The organism is Melioribacter sulfuriphilus (genome assembly GCF_052656625.1).
Genome location: NZ_JBQXXK010000001.1, coordinates 113168 through 129765 on the forward strand (window position 1 = coordinate 113168; position 16598 = coordinate 129765).

Genomic DNA, 16598 nt, shown 5'->3' on the forward strand with positions numbered 1-16598 from the left:
CAGAGAATCGACGAGCGATATCGTTAGTGAGTCCAATATACCTTTTATTGTCTTTTAGACTTCTTAAGACGTAAACGTAAAACATAACAATGTTATGCTTAAAATGGAGAGGCGGCGGTCGGATTCGCCCGCCTAAGGCGGGTTGCAGACCTTCGCCTTATTGGGAAATTGAGTCTAAGAATTCTCGTCCTTTGCCAGTTTTGAAGAACTTTTCTCTTTTCATGGCGTCGGACTTTTGTGAAAAGGATTCATAGTAAGTCAATTCAAAAGGACGACGATTGCGAGTGGATTTTACAAGGCCACGTTGATGTTCAGAGAATCGACGAGCGATATCGTTAGTGAGTCCAATATACCTTTTATTGTCTTTTAGACTTCTTAAGACGTAAACGTAAAACATAACAATGTTATGCTTAAAATGGAGAGGCGGCGGTCGGATTCGAACCGACGAATAAAGGTTTTGCAGACCTTCGCCTTAGACCACTTGGCTACGCCGCCCAATTAAAAAAATTAGAAGAACAAATTTACTGGCGGTCGGATTGCCCGCCTAAGGCGGGTTGCAGACCTTCGCCTTAGACCACTTGGCTACGCCGCCCAATTAAAAAAATTAGAAGAACAAATTTACTGGTGGTCGGATTCGCCCGCCTAAGGCGGGTTGCAGACCTTCGCCTTAGACCACTTGGCTACGCCGCCCAATTAAAAAAATTAGAAGAACAAATTTACTGGCGGTCGGATTCGCCCGCCTAAGGCGGGTTACACAATTTTAGTTAAACCACCAGTAGCTGCCAACAAATTGAAAATTGTATTACATAAAAAAGAAATCCCGATATAATCGGGATTTGCTTGAGCGGGAAACGGGACTCGAACCCGCGACATCAACCTTGGCAAGGTTGCGCTCTACCAACTGAGCTATTCCCGCAAAATGCTATTAAGAGATTAAGCATTATTTGCTATAACTCTTAATTTCTGCTTTTTCTCAACTTTTATAAGAACGAGCTTACTAAAATTTTGTGCGTAAATATAACACTCTAATTGATATCACGCAATAGCTTTTTAAACTCTTGGTCCGTGAGTATATCCTCTGAATGGACGAGAATGTTGAATTGTTATGAATGCGTGCTTATCAATTGTTTCCACGATTTTCATTATTTGTTTTAGTTGTTTTCTTTTAATAATTGCTATTAATATTGAAACGCCGCCCGAACTACCTTCTGCGGGTAAAATAGTTACACCAAACTTCGCTTTCCTTAATGCATCTGCAATTTTATCGGTGTAGTACAGAGATATGATATTAATCTGAACATAACCAACTGCAATTTTTTCTTCAAGGGTTATGCCCATTATATTACCGATAGAAAAACCAGCTGCGTATCCGATTAAATTAACTGTGTTATCCATATGAGCCACAATATATCTCATCGCAAAAATCCAGATTAATACTTCGAAAAAACCAGTTACTGCGGCGTGGTATTTTTTAGCTTGAACAACGAGCATAGTTCTTAATGTACCAAGTGTGACGTCGCAAATGCGCATTAGCATTATAATTACTGCTCCAAATATTATTTCCCAAGAAATAGAGAATTCCATAAATATCTTTTTTTATTTTACTTTTGTAGTATAAAAAAATTTTAATGGTAATGTACGAAGAAGAAAGAAAAGAATTAGTAGAAAATTTAAAGAAAAAGGGTATAAAAGACGAAAAGGTACTCGAAGCAATCTTTAATGTAGAGCGGCATCGGTTTGTACCAGAAATAGTAGCACCTCATGCTTATAACGATGTGGCTTTGCCAATTGGTTACGGTCAGACAATATCCCAACCTTATACGGTTGCCATTATGACCGAAACACTTGATGTCCAACCTTCTCAGAAAATTCTTGAAATTGGCACTGGATCGGGTTACCAGGCGGCTATATTAAATTATTTGGGTGCAAGAGTATTTACTATAGAAAGAAATCACAATCTTTATAATAGAGCCCTTAAAATATTTGATGAACTAAACCTGAAGATTGCTGCAAGATGTAGCGACGGTACCTTAGGTTGGGAAGAATATTCACCTTATGACCGTATTATAGTTACAGCTGGCAGCCCCTCTGTTCCTACTCAACTAAAAAAACAATTAAAAATAGGCGGAAAACTTGTTATACCTGTAGGCGACAGAACTTCGCAAGTGCTTAATGTGTTGAACAAAATTTCAGAAGACAAGTTTGAAGTTCAGGAGATCCCTTACTTTGCTTTTGTCCCCTTAATTGGAAAAGAAGGATGGCGGGAAAAGTAATTTTAATTGTTGGGCCAACATGCTCTGGTAAAACTAAATTAAGTTTGAAACTTGCAAAAATTCTAAATACAGAAATAATTTCTGCCGATAGCAGGCAAATTTACAAGTATCTTAATATTGGCACAGCAAAACCGTCTGAAGAAGAATTGAAATCAATCAGACATCATTTTATCGATTATCTCGAACCTGATGCTACTTACAATGTTAGCAAGTATGAAAAGGAAAGTTTACATATAATAACAAATTTGATTTATAAGAATAAAATTCCCATCGTTGTCGGTGGTTCAGGGCTCTACATCAAGGCAATTGTGGATGGAATTTTTGATACAGCTGATACAGATGAAGAATACAGAGCATATCTAAAAGAGATAAGGACGAGATTTGGAAATGAATATTTATACAAAATGCTCGAAATGATTGACCCTCTGAGTGCACGGAAAATGCTACCTCAGAACTGGAAAAGAGTGATGAGAGCTCTCGAAGTTTTCCATATAACAGGAAAATCGATTGTAAAACTCCAAAAGGAATACGAAAGGGAAACAGATTTTGAATTCCTTCAGTTTGGATTGCTCTGGGAACGTAGCATTCTATATGAAAACATCGAAAAACGTGTGGACGAAATGATAAATCGAGGATTGGTTAATGAAGTCAAAAGAATTCTTAATATGGGATACAGCGAAGAACTCAATTCGTTAAATACGGTTGGATATAAAGAAATTATCAGTTATCTGAACAATAAATTATCATTTGAAGATGCCATCAGATTAATTAAAAGAAATACAAGACGCTATGCCAAAAGACAGATGACCTGGTTCAGGAAAGACGAAAGAATCGAATGGCTGAAGGTTGAAAAAAGCGAAGATATTGATAATCACCTGAATTATATCTTATCAAAAATCTGATAAGAATTTCATTCTAAAAATAAGTTGATTAAATTTGTGTATAAATATCAGGAGAACTAATGGTTGATGAACAACTACGTCAGGTGAGAGATTTAAAGGAGAAGACCGAGAATCTAAGGGGGTATCTTTAAATTAGAAGAAAAACAAAAGGAAATTGACGAAATACAAAAATTAAGCGAAGCCCCAGATTTCTGGAACGATCAAAAAAGAGCCCAGTCATTATTACAAAAAAGTAAATCTTTGCAAAATTGGATCGATATGTGGAACGAGCTAAAAGAAAAAGTCGATCACATCAAGGAATTTACTGAACTTGTTAAAGCCGAAGAAGACGACTCGTTTATTCCGGAAATTAACAAAGAGCTTGCTGAAGCAGAAAAGCTTTACAGTCAACTTGAAATGAAAAGTATGTTAAGCGGAAAAGACGACGATAAAAATTGTATACTCACAATACATTCAGGAGCCGGTGGAACCGAAGCACAGGATTGGGCAGAAATGCTAATGCGTATGTATATGAGATGGGGCGAGCAAAACGGTTATAAAATGTCGATTATCGATTTTCTCGAAGGTGACGGCGCGGGAATTAAAAGTGTTACTATCGAAGTAGAAGGACCCTACGCTTACGGTTACCTGAAAGCAGAAACTGGCGTTCATCGCCTTGTTAGAATCTCTCCTTTCGATGCAAATAAAAGACGTCATACTTCTTTTGCTTCTGTATTTGTCATTCCTGAAGTCGACGATTCAATAGATATCGAAATAAATCCCGCTGATCTTCGCATCGATACTTATCGATCAGGCGGCAAAGGCGGACAAAACGTTAATAAAGTTGAAACTGCCGTTAGAATTACGCATATTCCAACAGGTCTTGTTGCTGCTTGTCAGTCAGAACGATCGCAGTTGCAAAATAAAACAAATGCTATGAAATTGTTGAAAGCGAAGTTATATCAACTGGAGCTTGAAAAACAACAGGCAGAAATGAACGAGATTGAAAAAAATAAAATGAAAATCGAATGGGGAAGTCAAATTCGTTCCTATGTTTTTCATCCATATAATCTGGTTAAAGACCACCGTACTGGTTATGAAACTTCCGATACGCAAGCTGTAATGGACGGCGAAATTAATGAATTTATTAAGCAGTACTTGTTAATGTATTCGCAGAATTGATGTCAAAATTAAAAAAATATCTGAAAGGAGAAACAATTGCCCACGAGGGAGAAAAGCCGCGAGGACTTTTTATCCTTGTCGATGGGAAAATTGGAATATTTAAAGGAAACAAGAAGGTTGCTGAATTCGATAAAGAAGGAACAGTCGTAGGCGAAATGAGTCTTATACTAAAAAAAGAACGTACTGCATCAATTGTTGCGCTTGAAGATTCAAAACTGTTGGCTGTTGAAGGTCAAATCGACGATATAATAAAACTCTATCCCGATATTACAAAAAAAATACTTGTCAGCCTAGCAGAAAGGCTGGCAAAAGCTACCGAAAATATTTAGCAATAAATTGGTAAGGGAAATGAAAAGTTACACCGAATACCTCTGGTTTAATACAAGTAAAAAAAGGGAGTATATCAACATAACATCAGAAGTAGAAAAAGCTCTTGTAAAAAGCGGCATTCGCGAAGGGATGGTTCTTGTTTCGGCAATGCATATAACCGCTGGAGTTTACGTCAACGATGCTGAAAGTGGACTGATTCAGGATATCGACGAGTGGCTCGAACATCTGGCTCCTTATAACCCCAATTACAAGCATCATCGTACTGGCGAGGATAATGGTGATGCTCATTTGAAAAGTTTATTAGTTCATCACGAAGTTATTATTCCTGTTACCGAGGGGCGTCTTGATTTTGGTCCGTGGCAGCAGGTTTATTATGCCGAGTTCGACGGGCAAAGACGTAAAAGGGTAATTATTAAAATAATTGGCGAATAAGAATCCAAGTGAAAAGAAAAAAAGATTTTTTCGATAAAGTTTATTCTATTGTGGAAAAAATACCCAAAGGCAAAGTTACGACCTACGGGGCAATTGCCGAAGCATGTGGCATTAAATCATCTGCACGCACTGTAGGCTGGGCTTTGAACAGTGCAAAAAATTCTTCCTTACCCTGTCACAGAGTTGTAAACAGGTTCGGAGCACTCACTGGTAAAATTCACTTTGGCGACCCGAATTTGATGGAAAACCTACTCCGTTCCGAAGGCGTCGAATTCGACGAGGACAATTGTGTAATTATGTCGAAATATTTCTGGCACCCTAAAGAAAATAAATAGTTTCAATACCTTTTTAGATTAAACGAAGAAATTCCCCCTTTAATAAAGATGTCAATTTTTTTCTTTGCAGTGTCGTAATTCGCCGATTTATAGTAACCAGGATTAACTTTTTCAATTCCTTCGAGATTGCGCGATACAAGAAATAAATCACTTTTCATACTGCACGCAGAATTTTCAGGAATGTATAGGGTAAGTTTTGCAGCGCCCATTTCGACATCCATTAAAGTAGTCTCATATTTATCGCCTAATTTAACAACAACGTCCGAAGCTCCTGTCTTAATGCTAATACTACGTGTTTTGAGATTCCTTAAATCGAAACGACCTTTTGCGGCTCCAAAATTGAGGTTGAAATCCCAAACTGGTTTATTGTTCAAGTGCAGGAGTAGATTGTTTTTGAACTTCTTCCCGTCAATAACAATATCATGTTCTCCATCCAGTTCGATATCGAGATATGCAGTCGAGTCATCTGTATAAGAATGAATGTTATAATCTGCAAGTGCGCCCTGGACTTCAGTTTCATAAAATTTGTCAGTTAAGTTATCAATTTCAAAATATCCTGCGCCCGAATTAAAATTCAAACTGGCATACTTGACTTCAGGCAATTGATCTTGTTTGTATTCGGTGTAATCATCAGTACTGTCAGTATAAATTTCACATCCATTGAAAATATTGATAATAAATCCGAACAATAACACAGCCATAAAGATGCCGAAGAGAAGATTAATTAAATGACGTATGAAAGAATCTTTGAAAATTATAAGACTGCCCCAGAAAACAAAAATTAATGGCCAGATATTCCAGATAAAATCATAGTTTGATTGAATCCAATCGTATTTGTATGAAAAAGTAAGCGCACCGATTGTAAGAAAGAAGAAACCCCAAAATAATTGTCTACTTTTCATAATTCACCTCGTCTATTTACGCGTAGAATTCCAAATTAGAAATATGCCTATTACAATCAGAGCAATTGGAAGTAAATCTTCGAAATCGAATGCTGCAATATACTGTTCTGCCAGAAGCAGTAAACCGATAATGATAAGAATTATTCCAAGAATTGTTCTGCCTTTGCCACCCGATTGCGGGTAACTTTCCTGCAGGTTCTCGGCATCGACGTCTTCTTTGTTGATGTTGTAAGTCAACTCGAAAGGTTCTTCGGGAATAACAATCCAGAGAATGATATACAAAAGAAAACCAAATCCGCTAATTAATGCTACTATAACAAATATAACCCTTATGAGAACCGGATCGAGCTCAAAATATTCTGCCAAACCGCCGGCTACACCTCCAAAGATTCGATGTTTTCTGGAGCGATATAATTGTTTCCGCATGACGACCTCCTTTGGGTTAATTTCGATTATTAAGACGATCGAATTAACCAAAAGTTTGAATTCTATTCAGGAGTTACTAATTTTAGTACAACAATATGATAACATTATGAAAATTGCCGTTTTTCAAGCTAATCCGATTATTGGAGATTTACAAGGGAACAAAGAAAAAATTGTAAGAGGATATAAAAAAGCAACAGAAGATGGCGCTGACCTTGTAGTCTTTCCTGAGTTATTTCTCCCCGGTTATCCTCCGCTCGATCTGGTTGAAAAAAAAGAATTTCGAAGTGCAGTTTCTGAATACGCTTATAGTATTGCTTCATTAACCAATAGCACTGGATTAATTTTCGGTTCGATAACGGAAGATTATCAGGAAGTAGTCGGTACAGGAGTTTATAATTCTGCATTACTCTGCTACGAAGGGAAAATACAATTTGTCCAGAGTAAATCATTGATTCCCAACTATGATGTATTTGACGAAGTTCGATATTTCGAGCCCGCAAAGAAAATTCAGGTACACCCATTTAAAAATGAAATACTTGGTATTTCCATTTGCGAGGATATATGGAACGATGCTGACTACTGGAAAAAAAGAAGATATGAAATCGACCCTGTACAACGACAGGTGGATTTAGGTGCCAGTTTACTTATTAATATCTCAGCAAGTCCATATGCGTATGGTAAGAGAAAACAAAAATATGATATGCTAAATCTCTTGACAAAAAACGACAGAATACCGTTGGTTTATGTATGTTGTGTGGGTGCACAGACAGATTTGATTTTCGACGGCGCTAGCATGTGTTTTGACTCTACTGGTCGATTATGTATGATGGGTAAAACCTACGAGGAAGATTACTTTATCTACGATACTACAGCTAATTACGAGGAAGTTACTCAAATCGAGTCATCATTTGAAAAAGAAATACTCGATGCCTTGATTATGGGATTGCGCGAGTACGGTAAAAAAACTGGTTTTAATAAAGCACTGGTCGGTTTAAGCGGAGGTATCGACTCTGCTCTTGTGACCTATATCGCAGTTCAGTCTTTTGGAAAAGAAAATGTTCATGTTGTACTTATGCCTTCACAATTTTCAAGTCGCGGCAGTATTGACGATTCTCTGAAACTAATCGAAAATTTGGGCATCTCACACAACATAATTTCAATTCAGCCTGTATACGAAAAAATTTTGGAAATGCTAAACGTGATCTTCGAAGGCAAACCGTATGATGTTACGGAAGAAAACATACAGGCAAGAATTAGAGGAATTTATTTAATGGCGATTGCGAACAAGTTCGGTTATCTACTTTGTTCAACCGGCAATAAATCCGAATTAGCAGTGGGATATTCAACTCTGTATGGCGATATGTGTGGCGCAATAGAAGTCATCGGCGATGTTTATAAAACGCAAGTCTATAAACTTGCAAAATATATAAATAGAAATGAGGAAATTATTCCTGAAAAAATAATTTCAAAAGCACCTTCTGCTGAATTAAGACCAAACCAAAAAGACCAGGATACACTCCCACCCTATGAAATCCTCGACCGTATACTGCAGCTATATCTGGAAGAACAAAATGAAATTAATGAAATTAACGAAGAGATTAACGATTATGATACAGTCTATAAAGTATTGAGAATGGTCGACTTGAATGAATTTAAACGTAAACAGGCTCCGCCGGTATTAAGAGTATCAACCAAAGCATTCGGTTACGGTAGGCGGTATCCAATCGTGCAGGGTTGGAGAAAATAATATATGAACTTTTAAGATTGATCGAATCGTTTACATAAAAAATGGTAGCTCTATGAAAATAAAACTTCTTTTAGTTCTTTTCCTTCCACTCATTATATCAGCACAATTCGGTTTGCAAAAAAATATTGTAAAGATGGAATTGGTGGAAGGTCAGGATATAGCTTATCCTAATTCAAATTATAAATTTGCTGTTAAACTCGAAATTTCCGAAGGATGGCATATCAATTCTGATAAGCCTAAGGAAGATTTTCTTATACCAACAAATCTTGTAAGTGTGGATCCACGATTCCAGTTTGCTGAGATTGTGTATCCCACTTCAAAAGATCTGAAATTTGAATTTTCAGAAAAACCTGTTTCAGTGTTCGACGGCACTCTATATATCGGTGTTCTTTTAAGAATAGATGCCGGTCTTAAAGAAGGCGATTATCAAATCCCAATAAATATTACATATCAGGCATGCAATAACCAAAGTTGTTTGCCACCAACGAGTTTGACCGATACTTTGCTTATAAAAGTTGTCAATGAAGATACGCCTATAACTGAATTAAATTCGGAGATAATGGGAACTATCGATTTTGGTAAGACGAACATAGATCAGAATAATGAGAATACTATTGCATCTACACTGGAATCGAGTGGTCTACTGCTGAGTCTCTTGTTTGTTTTTTTGGGAGGATTGGCATTGAACCTTACGCCCTGTGTTTATCCATTAATACCAATAACTGTTGGTTATTTTGGAGGTCAGAGCGAAGGCAGAACAGGAAGGCTGTTCCTTCTTGGAGTTTTGTATGTACTCGGTATGGCTATAACTTATTCAGTAATTGGTGTAATTACAGCACTTAGCGGGGCAGTGTTTGGAAGCCTTTTACAGAATACAATAATTATTATTGGGATAGCATTAGTTTTCGTTGCACTATCATTGAGCCAGTTTGGTGTCTATGAATTCAAGCTACCTGATTCTTTGGTGATGAAAGCTGGAGGAGCAAAGGCAGGATTTTTCGGGGCATTTTTTATGGGACTAACGATGGGTATTGTTGCGGCTCCGTGTATTGGTCCTTTTGTATTGGGACTGGTTACATACGTTGCAGCAAAAGGCGACCCTTTATACGGATTCTGGCTCTTTTTTGTAATGGCTCTGGGTCTCGGGCTACCTTATCTCTTCTTGGCACTCTTTTCTGGTAAGATTAAAAAATTACCACGTGCAGGCGACTGGATGGAAGGTGTCAAACATATATTCGGATTATTGCTCCTCGGAATGGCTGTCTATTTTATTGCCCCCTTGTTCCCAAAAGATATCAATACTTACTTCCTGCCAGTTTTTGGTATTGTGGCGGCATTGATATTATTGGTTTTCGATAAGACTGCAAATAACATCAGGGGTTTTAAAATCTTTAAAGTTATTTTTTCTTTGGCTGTGCTTGCAGTGTCGATTTATTCATTGGTGCCTTCCTCCAAACCTGAATTGCCATGGGAAAGTTTTTCCGATGAAAAATATCAGGCATCGCTTGATAATAGAGAGAAAATCATCATCGATTTTTATGCCGATTGGTGCATCCCCTGCAAAGAATTGGAGGCTATTACTTTTGCAGATAGTAAAGTTGCCGAGAAGATGAAAGAATTCAGACTTTTTAAAGTAGATATGACACAAACAATGTCTGCCGAAACTGAAAGACTCAGGAACAGATTTAATATTCTTGGTATGCCTACCATATTAATTATCGATTCAAGCGGCAGGGAAATAAAAAGATTGACAGGTTTTTTAGAGCCGGAAGAATTTTTTGAAATTATAAATTTAGTTGAATAAAAATAGGCATTTAATTTTGAATATAGTTTTCATATTTTAATAATCGACAAAAAGATAAATTAACTTATTTAGGAGAAAGAAAAATGGCAAAAGAAAGTAAAATAGTTGAAGATGTAACAGTGCGATTCGCTGGTGATTCCGGCGACGGTATGCAATTAACCGGGACACAGTTTACAGAAACTACAGCAATAGCAGGTAACGATTTAAGCACACTGCCCGACTTTCCCGCTGAAATCCGAGCACCTGCAGGCTCGCTTTCGGGTGTAAGTGGATTTCAACTTCATTTCAGTAGTAGTGATATTCAAACGCCAGGAGATTCTCCTGACGTCCTTGTGGCCATGAATCCAGCTGCGCTTAAAGTTAATTTGCCTGATCTAAAACCAGGCGGCACTATTATAGTTAATATCGATTCATTCGACGATAAAAACTTACGCCTTGCAAAGTATAATTCAAATCCTCTCGAAGACGGATCATTAAGTAATTATAATGTGATTCAGATCCCCTTGACACAGATGACTATGGAAACACTGAAAGATATGGACCTTTCAGTAAAAGATAAGGAGAAGTGTAAGAACTTTTTTGCTCTCGGTTTAATGTATTGGATGTACAATCGACCCATCGAGGTAACTCTTAACTGGCTTGAAACAAAATTCAAGAATAAACCCGAAATTATGGAAGCCAATAAAAAAGTTCTTATGGCTGGGTATCATTTCGGTGAGACTACAGAAATTTTTACAACAAGATATGAAGTTAAAGCTGCAGAGTTACCTAAAGGAAAATATCGAAATATTTCGGGTAACGAGGCTACTGCCCTAGGCTTTATCACGGCTGCACTAAAAAGTGGTTTAAAATTATTCCTTGGTTCTTATCCAATAACGCCGGCTTCAGAAATTTTGCATGAATTAAGTAAGTACAAAAATTATGATGTCATTACATTCCAGGCTGAAGATGAAATTGCCGGAATTAGTTCTGCACTTGGCGCCTCTTTTGCAGGTGCACTTGGTATTACAACTACTTCAGGACCTGGCTTTTCTTTGAAAAGTGAAGCCCTTGGACTTGCTGTCATGACTGAATTACCGCTGGTTGTAGTTGACGTTCAAAGAGGTGGACCCAGCACAGGCTTGCCCACAAAAACCGAACAGGCCGATTTATTACAGGCATTCTTTGGAAGGCACGGCGAAGCACCTGTGGCAGTCTTAGCAGCAAAAAGTCCGGCGGATTGTTTCTTCTCTGCAATTGAGGCTTCCAGAATTGCGATTAAATACATGACGCCAGTTATTCTTTTAACAGATGGATATCTGGCATTGGGCTCTGAACCCCTCAGAATTCCGGAATATGATGAATTACCGAATATCGATGTTAAATTCCGTACCGACCCTGAAGGTTTTTATCCTTATCTGAGAGACGAAAAATTGAGCAGACCCTGGGCAATACCAGGTACCCCAGGCCTGGAACACCGCATCGGTGGTTTAGAAAAACAAAACATCTACGGGTCAATCAGCTACGAACCGGATAACCACGAAGAAATGGTAAAAATCAGAAAACAGAAAATTGATAATATCGCAAATGATATTCCTGAACTTGAAGTAGATGGTAACGAAACTGACGATTTATTGATCCTTAGTTGGGGCAGTACATACGGAGCTATTAAGGAAGCAATTCGTAATGTTCGTAAAAAAGGTTATAAGGTAGCTCATGCTCATTTGACTTATCTGAATCCATTCCCACGAAATATTAAAGATGTACTCAATAGATATAACAAGGTACTAATTCCAGAACTTAATACAGGCCACCTTGCATTATTGATTAAAGGTCGCTTTTTGAAAGACGTCATTCAATTAAACAAAATAAAAGGACGTCCTTTCAAAGTTGCCGAAATTGAAAGTAAAATATATGAAGTACTTGGAGGTACTAATGGAAACTAAGAATATTGAGATAAAACCAAAATATACTGCCAAAGATTTTGCATCTGATGTAGATGTTAAATGGTGTCCAGGCTGTGGCGATTATTCGATATTAGCACAGGTTCAGAGAACAGCTCCTGATTTCGGTGAACTGAAAGAAAATATAGTTTGGGTTTCGGGTATCGGCTGTTCGAGCCGCTTTCCATATTATATGAATACTTATGGCTTCCACGGCATACATGGCAGAGCTGCTGCAATTGCGACGGGTGTAAAACTGGCTAATCCAAAATTGCAGGTCTGGGTTGCTACAGGCGACGGCGATTCATTGAGTATCGGTGGAAATCATTTCATACATGCCTGCAGAAAAAACATCGATATCAAAATTGTCCTTTTTAATAATAAGATTTACGGACTGACAAAAGGGCAGTATTCTCCTACGTCTGAAAAAGGAAAGATTACTAAATCTTCTCCTTATGGTACAGTTGATTTTCCATTTAATGCAATTAAACTTGCTGATGCTGCCGGTGCAACATTTATTGCCAGAACTATCGACAGAGAACCCAAACATATGCAGGAAATGTTGAAAAGAGCTGCCTCGCATAAAGGTCTTGCTTTTATTGAAGTCTATCAAAATTGCCCGATCTTTAACGACGGCGCTTATGCACCTCTTACTGACAAAAATACTAAAGAAGACTATGTCCTCTATCTCGAACACGGGAAACCGTTGGTATTCGGTAAAAATAAGGACAAAGGAATTAAGCTGGATGGACTGAACCCTGTGGTTATTAATCTTAATGATGGAAAACATTCTGTTAACGATTGTTGGGTACACGACGAATTCGACACAAATCCCACAAGAGGCTTCATACTGGCAAGATTTATCGATATCGAAAATATGCCAACTCCCGTTGGAGTATTCCGTCAGATTAACAAACCTACTTACGATGAGGAATACTGGAAGCAGGTTGATTATGTCAAATCAAAAAAAGGCGCAGGCGACTACAATAATTTAATGTTTAGTGTGAACACCTGGGAAGTTTAACAAAAATAAAATAGGGGGCTGCAGAGTTTGCAGCCCCCACTTTTTTTATTTCTCACCATTTCAATATTTTTATTTCTTAAAAGAATTTCTGTTATGAACTATTTTACCGAATTGAAAAATATTCTGGATTCTTACGAATCTTTTACAATTACCTCGCATGTTAATCCCGATGCGGATGCAATCTGTTCCGAACTTGCATGCTTCTTCCTTTTACAAAAATTAAATAAAAGAGTTAGAATTATTAATTATAGCCCAACACCAAACAACCTTAAGTTTCTGGATGCAAACGGGGATGTGGAGCAATATGATCCCGAAAAACACGACAATTACATTTTAAGCTGCGAAGTAATTTTGTTCCTCGATTTGAATAGTATAAGCAGAACAAAAAGGATGGAAAACGTTTTGCGAAATTCGAAAGCCAGGAAGGTATGCATCGATCATCATCAGGAACCCGAAAATTCTTTTGATTTATTGTTGGTGGATACGAATGCCGCTGCCACTGGTGAAATATTATACGATTTTATTAAATCTACTAAAATTTCCGAAATCGACTATCGGATAGCATTACAGCTCTACAGTGCTATTATGACCGATACAGGTTCTTTCCGTTACGAAAGGACTTCACCAAAGATCCACACAATTGCTGGCGAGCTTATTCAAAAAGGTGTTAATCCTACCGAAGTTTATGACAAAATTTATAATCAAACTGACCTTAATATTTTGCGCTTGCTCGGCAAATCAATTAGTAATATAAATACCAATTTGAAAGGCAGTCTGGCATATATGATCATAACAAAAGACGACCTAAATCAGTACGGAGTCAATGAGAGCGATGTAGACGGCTTTGTTACATATTGTATGTCCATTAAAAATGTAGTAATTGGTCTACTTTTTCTGGAATTGGACGATGGTATTAAAATTAGTTTCCGTTCTAAAGGAGATATTAAAGTAAATAAATTGGCTGCTGAATTCGGAGGTGGTGGACATATAAATGCTGCCGGTGCCAGACTTTACGATAAAGATATGAATAAAGTAGTAAATGATGTTATACTGAAAGCTCAAAAATATATTGGAGGTTAAATGTTATTTGACCTTAAAATCAATGCAAAAGATGACGAAATTAAATTTGGCAAAAAATCACTCCTTCTGAAATTCTTTATCGATACACCAAGATTGAATAACCAACTGAATAGTTTCTTTCAACTTCTGGATTTGAATATTCATCCCCTTTATAAAGAAAAATTTCTCGAGGAAGAAACCAGCGAAATTACTTTTCATTCCGCTAAAGACGAACCTGTGGCTGTTATTCTTAAAAAAATAAAAAAGGACAAAAAATTAAATTCCGATTTTTTTCGTGATTATCTTGCAGGTTTAATACCCAAACTAAAGAATGAACCGATAGATTCAATTACTATAATTGTTCCACAATTTACAGATTTTGAAAAATATTATATCGGAGAAAAACACTTTCTTCGTACTCTGGCAGAAGGTTTACACCTTGGCAATTATTCATTCGATCGTTACAAAACTAATGCTAAAAAGTCTACACAGCTTGAAGTTAATCTTCATTATCGAGATAAGAATTTACTCAAACAGGTATTGAATGAAACGAATTATATAATGAATGCGGTTTATCTTGCACGGGATCTGGTTAATGAACCTGCAATTAAATTAACGCCGTCGGAACTGGCTTTGCGCACGAAAAAAGAACTTGCACTGCCAGGTGTAAAAGTTGCTGTATGGGATAAGAAGGAACTCGAAAAGAAGAAAATGAATGCAATCTTAGCTGTAGGAGGCGGAAGCAGCAATCCCCCCTGTATGATTATAATTCATTATAAACCGGAGAAGACAATCAAGAAAAAAATTGCGCTGGTAGGGAAAGGTGTAACTTACGATTCAGGTGGCCTATCGATCAAGCCAACGTCTGGTATGCTTGATATGAAAGCTGACATGGCAGGCGGTGCAGCAGTAATTGGAGCAATAAAAGCAGCCGCATTATTAAAACTTCCCGTTGAGTTAATCGGAATAATTCCCGCTGTCGAAAATATGGTTGGTGGAAATTCATATAAACCAGGAGATATAATTGAATCTGCTTCTGGTAAAACCATCGAAGTTAAAGATACGGACGCCGAAGGAAGAATAATTCTTGCAGATGCTCTCTATTACGCTTCAAAACTAAAGCCGCAAGAGATAATTGATTTAGCGACTTTAACGGGTGCCTGCGTGGTCGCTCTGGGTGAAATCGCAGCAGGTCTGTTTACTGAAAGCAATGAATTGGCAAGTGGACTATTGAAAGCATCCGAAACGACATTTGAAAGACTCTGGCAGTTGCCATTCTGGAGTGAATACGAAAAAATGATTGAAAGTGAAATTGCAGACGTAGCAAATCTGGGCCCACGCTGGGGCGGGGCGATCACCGCTGCTAAATTCTTGCAAACATTTGTCGAACCCGACATCCCATGGGCCCATATCGATATTGCAGGACCTGCAATAAAACATAAATCAAGTTCATATACTGAAAAATACAATACAGGTTTCGGAGTAAGGTTGATAATTGATTATTTATTACATACAATTAATGGCGGCAAATAATTATTCTTAATTTTGAACTAAAAATAAAATGAGGGAGTTTATATGAGTAAATCATTTGAAGTTATTGAAAGAGTCGGAATTTCGAATGAGAGCATTTCCGACGCAATCAAAAACGTTCTTAAAGAAGCTAATGAAGAAAAGCCCGTCGCCTGGTTTGAAGTAGTTGAACAAAGGGGAAGAATGACTTCAGACGGCAATGTGGAATTTCAAGTGAAAATTAAAATTGGACGTAAATCATAAAAAGAAAGGTATAAATATGGCTTTAAATATAGGTGACAGAGCACCAGACTTTGCATTAAAAAATGCAGACGGTACAACATACAGACTTTCAGAATATAAGGGGAAGAAAAACGTCGTATTGCTCTTTTTCCCTGCTGTCGGCACTTCGGTATGCGAAAAAGAACTTTGCTCGACACGCGACAGCATGAAAGATTATGAAAGTCTTGACGCACAGGTATTTGCTATAAGTGTTGATGGTCCATTTGCCCAGAAACTCTGGGCAGATAAACACCAGTTCAACTTCCCTCTGCTCAGTGACTTCAATAAAGAAGTATCAAAACTATATGACGCTTATTACGACGTATGGTTGCCCGGCAAATTCGACCTGAATGGAGTTTCAAAAAGAGCCGCATTTGTAATTGATAAAAACGGCATCATTCAGTACGCCGAAGTATTAGAAAATGCAGGCGAAGAACCGAATTACAATGCTATAAAAGAAACATTAAACAAAATTTAGTAATTGAGGGTA

The 16598-nt window shown here is 37.5% G+C and carries 19 protein-coding genes and 2 tRNA genes; 14 read left to right on the forward strand and 7 right to left on the reverse strand.

Going from position 1 to position 16598, the window contains the following annotated elements:
• The 5 genes from ACUN8G_RS00465 to ACUN8G_RS00485 all read right to left on the reverse strand — a co-directional run.
• Window positions 1-85: GIY-YIG nuclease family protein (locus tag ACUN8G_RS00465; RefSeq protein WP_445480891.1), on the reverse strand; the 85-nt coding region annotated here is incomplete at its 3' end.
• Between the two features lie 72 nt (window positions 86-157).
• Window positions 158-397, reverse strand: a complete 240-nt coding sequence (locus tag ACUN8G_RS00470; RefSeq protein WP_437347990.1) for a GIY-YIG nuclease family protein — start codon at window positions 395-397, stop codon at window positions 158-160.
• Window positions 398-421: 24 nt separating this feature from the next.
• Window positions 422-495, reverse strand: a tRNA-Cys gene (locus ACUN8G_RS00475).
• A gap of 348 nt (window positions 496-843) precedes the next feature.
• Window positions 844-916, reverse strand: a tRNA-Gly gene (locus tag ACUN8G_RS00480).
• Window positions 917-1050: 134 nt separating this feature from the next.
• Complete coding sequence (locus tag ACUN8G_RS00485; RefSeq protein ID WP_437347809.1) at window positions 1051-1584, reverse strand: DUF2179 domain-containing protein; 534 nt, start codon at window positions 1582-1584, stop codon at window positions 1051-1053.
• A gap of 44 nt (window positions 1585-1628) precedes the next feature.
• Here ACUN8G_RS00485 and ACUN8G_RS00490 point away from each other — a divergent pair, with 44 nt between their 5' ends.
• The 6 genes from ACUN8G_RS00490 (at window position 1629) to ACUN8G_RS00515 (ending at window position 5433) form a co-directional block, all read left to right on the forward strand.
• Window positions 1629-2273, forward strand: a complete 645-nt coding sequence (locus ACUN8G_RS00490; RefSeq protein WP_437347810.1) for a protein-L-isoaspartate(D-aspartate) O-methyltransferase — start codon at window positions 1629-1631, stop codon at window positions 2271-2273.
• Window positions 2258-3175: a tRNA (adenosine(37)-N6)-dimethylallyltransferase MiaA gene (miaA, locus tag ACUN8G_RS00495; protein WP_437347811.1), complete on the forward strand. Its 918-nt coding sequence runs from the start codon at window positions 2258-2260 to the stop codon at window positions 3173-3175. Before ACUN8G_RS00490 ends, miaA begins: the two co-directional genes overlap by 16 nt.
• A gap of 59 nt (window positions 3176-3234) precedes the next feature.
• Window positions 3235-4336 (forward strand): peptide chain release factor 2 gene (gene prfB / locus ACUN8G_RS00500; protein ID WP_437347812.1). Its coding sequence is split into 2 segments (ribosomal slippage): window positions 3235-3291 and window positions 3293-4336, totalling 1101 coding nucleotides; the frame shifts between segments, so codons are not numbered across the junction.
• Window positions 4336-4665, forward strand: a complete 330-nt coding sequence (locus ACUN8G_RS00505; protein ID WP_437347813.1) for a Crp/Fnr family transcriptional regulator — start codon at window positions 4336-4338, stop codon at window positions 4663-4665. The genes prfB and ACUN8G_RS00505 overlap by 1 nt, the downstream gene beginning before the upstream one ends.
• A gap of 19 nt (window positions 4666-4684) precedes the next feature.
• Entirely contained in the window at window positions 4685-5098 is a 414-nt protein-coding gene (locus ACUN8G_RS00510; protein ID WP_437347814.1) for a secondary thiamine-phosphate synthase enzyme YjbQ, read from the forward strand.
• Window positions 5099-5106: 8 nt separating this feature from the next.
• A complete protein-coding gene (locus tag ACUN8G_RS00515) occupies window positions 5107-5433 on the forward strand; it encodes an MGMT family protein (RefSeq protein ID WP_437347815.1) in 327 nt (108 codons plus the stop codon).
• A 2-nt stretch (window positions 5434-5435) separates the two neighbouring features.
• On the opposite strand, the gene ACUN8G_RS00520 is transcribed toward ACUN8G_RS00515, so the two are convergent.
• The gene (locus tag ACUN8G_RS00520; protein ID WP_437347816.1) at window positions 5436-6335 is read right to left on the reverse strand and encodes a toast rack family protein; all 900 of its coding nucleotides are present in this window, start codon (window positions 6333-6335) and stop codon (window positions 5436-5438) included.
• 12 nt (window positions 6336-6347) lie between these two features.
• Complete coding sequence (locus tag ACUN8G_RS00525; RefSeq protein ID WP_437347817.1) at window positions 6348-6761, reverse strand: PspC domain-containing protein; 414 nt, start codon at window positions 6759-6761, stop codon at window positions 6348-6350.
• 106 nt (window positions 6762-6867) lie between these two features.
• Between ACUN8G_RS00525 and ACUN8G_RS00530 the strand changes: the two genes are divergently transcribed.
• The 8 genes from ACUN8G_RS00530 to ACUN8G_RS00565 all read left to right on the forward strand — a co-directional run bounded on the left by ACUN8G_RS00530 (window position 6868) and on the right by ACUN8G_RS00565 (window position 16586).
• Window positions 6868-8508 carry an NAD+ synthase gene (locus tag ACUN8G_RS00530; RefSeq protein WP_437347818.1) on the forward strand — a complete coding sequence of 547 codons (1641 nt, stop codon included), beginning with the start codon at window positions 6868-6870 and terminating at the stop codon, window positions 8506-8508.
• 52 nt (window positions 8509-8560) lie between these two features.
• Window positions 8561-10312: a protein-disulfide reductase DsbD family protein gene (locus tag ACUN8G_RS00535; RefSeq protein ID WP_437347819.1), complete on the forward strand. Its 1752-nt coding sequence runs from the start codon at window positions 8561-8563 to the stop codon at window positions 10310-10312.
• 83 nt (window positions 10313-10395) lie between these two features.
• On the forward strand, window positions 10396-12237 hold the full coding sequence (locus tag ACUN8G_RS00540; protein ID WP_437347820.1) for a 2-oxoacid:acceptor oxidoreductase subunit alpha: 1842 nt from the start codon (window positions 10396-10398) through the stop codon (window positions 12235-12237).
• The gene (locus ACUN8G_RS00545) at window positions 12227-13258 is read left to right on the forward strand and encodes a 2-oxoacid:ferredoxin oxidoreductase subunit beta (protein ID WP_437347821.1); all 1032 of its coding nucleotides are present in this window, start codon (window positions 12227-12229) and stop codon (window positions 13256-13258) included. Before ACUN8G_RS00540 ends, ACUN8G_RS00545 begins: the two co-directional genes overlap by 11 nt.
• 93 nt (window positions 13259-13351) lie before the next feature.
• On the forward strand, window positions 13352-14338 hold the full coding sequence (locus tag ACUN8G_RS00550; protein WP_437347822.1) for a DHH family phosphoesterase: 987 nt from the start codon (window positions 13352-13354) through the stop codon (window positions 14336-14338).
• Window positions 14339-15850, forward strand: a complete 1512-nt coding sequence (locus ACUN8G_RS00555) for a leucyl aminopeptidase (RefSeq protein WP_437347823.1) — start codon at window positions 14339-14341, stop codon at window positions 15848-15850.
• Window positions 15851-15892: 42 nt separating this feature from the next.
• The gene (locus ACUN8G_RS00560; protein WP_437347824.1) at window positions 15893-16090 is read left to right on the forward strand and encodes a dodecin family protein; all 198 of its coding nucleotides are present in this window, start codon (window positions 15893-15895) and stop codon (window positions 16088-16090) included.
• A 16-nt stretch (window positions 16091-16106) separates the two neighbouring features.
• The gene (locus ACUN8G_RS00565) at window positions 16107-16586 is read left to right on the forward strand and encodes a peroxiredoxin (RefSeq protein WP_437347825.1); all 480 of its coding nucleotides are present in this window, start codon (window positions 16107-16109) and stop codon (window positions 16584-16586) included.
• Window positions 16587-16598 lie beyond the last annotated feature (12 nt).

Bases quoted from the DNA above. Each gene is read 5' to 3' on its own strand.
- ACUN8G_RS00470 (WP_437347990.1), bottom strand. From the start codon at position 397: ATGTTTTACGTTTACGTCTTAAGAAGTCTAAAAGACAATAAAAGGTAT.
- ACUN8G_RS00485 (WP_437347809.1), bottom strand. From the start codon at position 1,584: ATGGAATTCTCTATTTCTTGGGAAATAATATTTGGAGCAGTAATTATA.
- ACUN8G_RS00490 (WP_437347810.1), top strand. From the start codon at position 1,629: ATGGTAATGTACGAAGAAGAAAGAAAAGAATTAGTAGAAAATTTAAAG.
- miaA (WP_437347811.1), top strand. From the start codon at position 2,258: ATGGCGGGAAAAGTAATTTTAATTGTTGGGCCAACATGCTCTGGTAAA.
- ACUN8G_RS00505 (WP_437347813.1), top strand. From the start codon at position 4,336: ATGTCAAAATTAAAAAAATATCTGAAAGGAGAAACAATTGCCCACGAG.
- ACUN8G_RS00510 (WP_437347814.1), top strand. From the start codon at position 4,685: ATGAAAAGTTACACCGAATACCTCTGGTTTAATACAAGTAAAAAAAGG.
- ACUN8G_RS00520 (WP_437347816.1), bottom strand. From the start codon at position 6,335: ATGAAAAGTAGACAATTATTTTGGGGTTTCTTCTTTCTTACAATCGGT.
- ACUN8G_RS00525 (WP_437347817.1), bottom strand. From the start codon at position 6,761: ATGCGGAAACAATTATATCGCTCCAGAAAACATCGAATCTTTGGAGGT.
- ACUN8G_RS00530 (WP_437347818.1), top strand. From the start codon at position 6,868: ATGAAAATTGCCGTTTTTCAAGCTAATCCGATTATTGGAGATTTACAA.
- ACUN8G_RS00535 (WP_437347819.1), top strand. From the start codon at position 8,561: ATGAAAATAAAACTTCTTTTAGTTCTTTTCCTTCCACTCATTATATCA.
- ACUN8G_RS00540 (WP_437347820.1), top strand. From the start codon at position 10,396: ATGGCAAAAGAAAGTAAAATAGTTGAAGATGTAACAGTGCGATTCGCT.
- ACUN8G_RS00545 (WP_437347821.1), top strand. From the start codon at position 12,227: ATGGAAACTAAGAATATTGAGATAAAACCAAAATATACTGCCAAAGAT.
- ACUN8G_RS00550 (WP_437347822.1), top strand. From the start codon at position 13,352: ATGAACTATTTTACCGAATTGAAAAATATTCTGGATTCTTACGAATCT.
- ACUN8G_RS00555 (WP_437347823.1), top strand. From the start codon at position 14,339: ATGTTATTTGACCTTAAAATCAATGCAAAAGATGACGAAATTAAATTT.
- ACUN8G_RS00560 (WP_437347824.1), top strand. From the start codon at position 15,893: ATGAGTAAATCATTTGAAGTTATTGAAAGAGTCGGAATTTCGAATGAG.
- ACUN8G_RS00565 (WP_437347825.1), top strand. From the start codon at position 16,107: ATGGCTTTAAATATAGGTGACAGAGCACCAGACTTTGCATTAAAAAAT.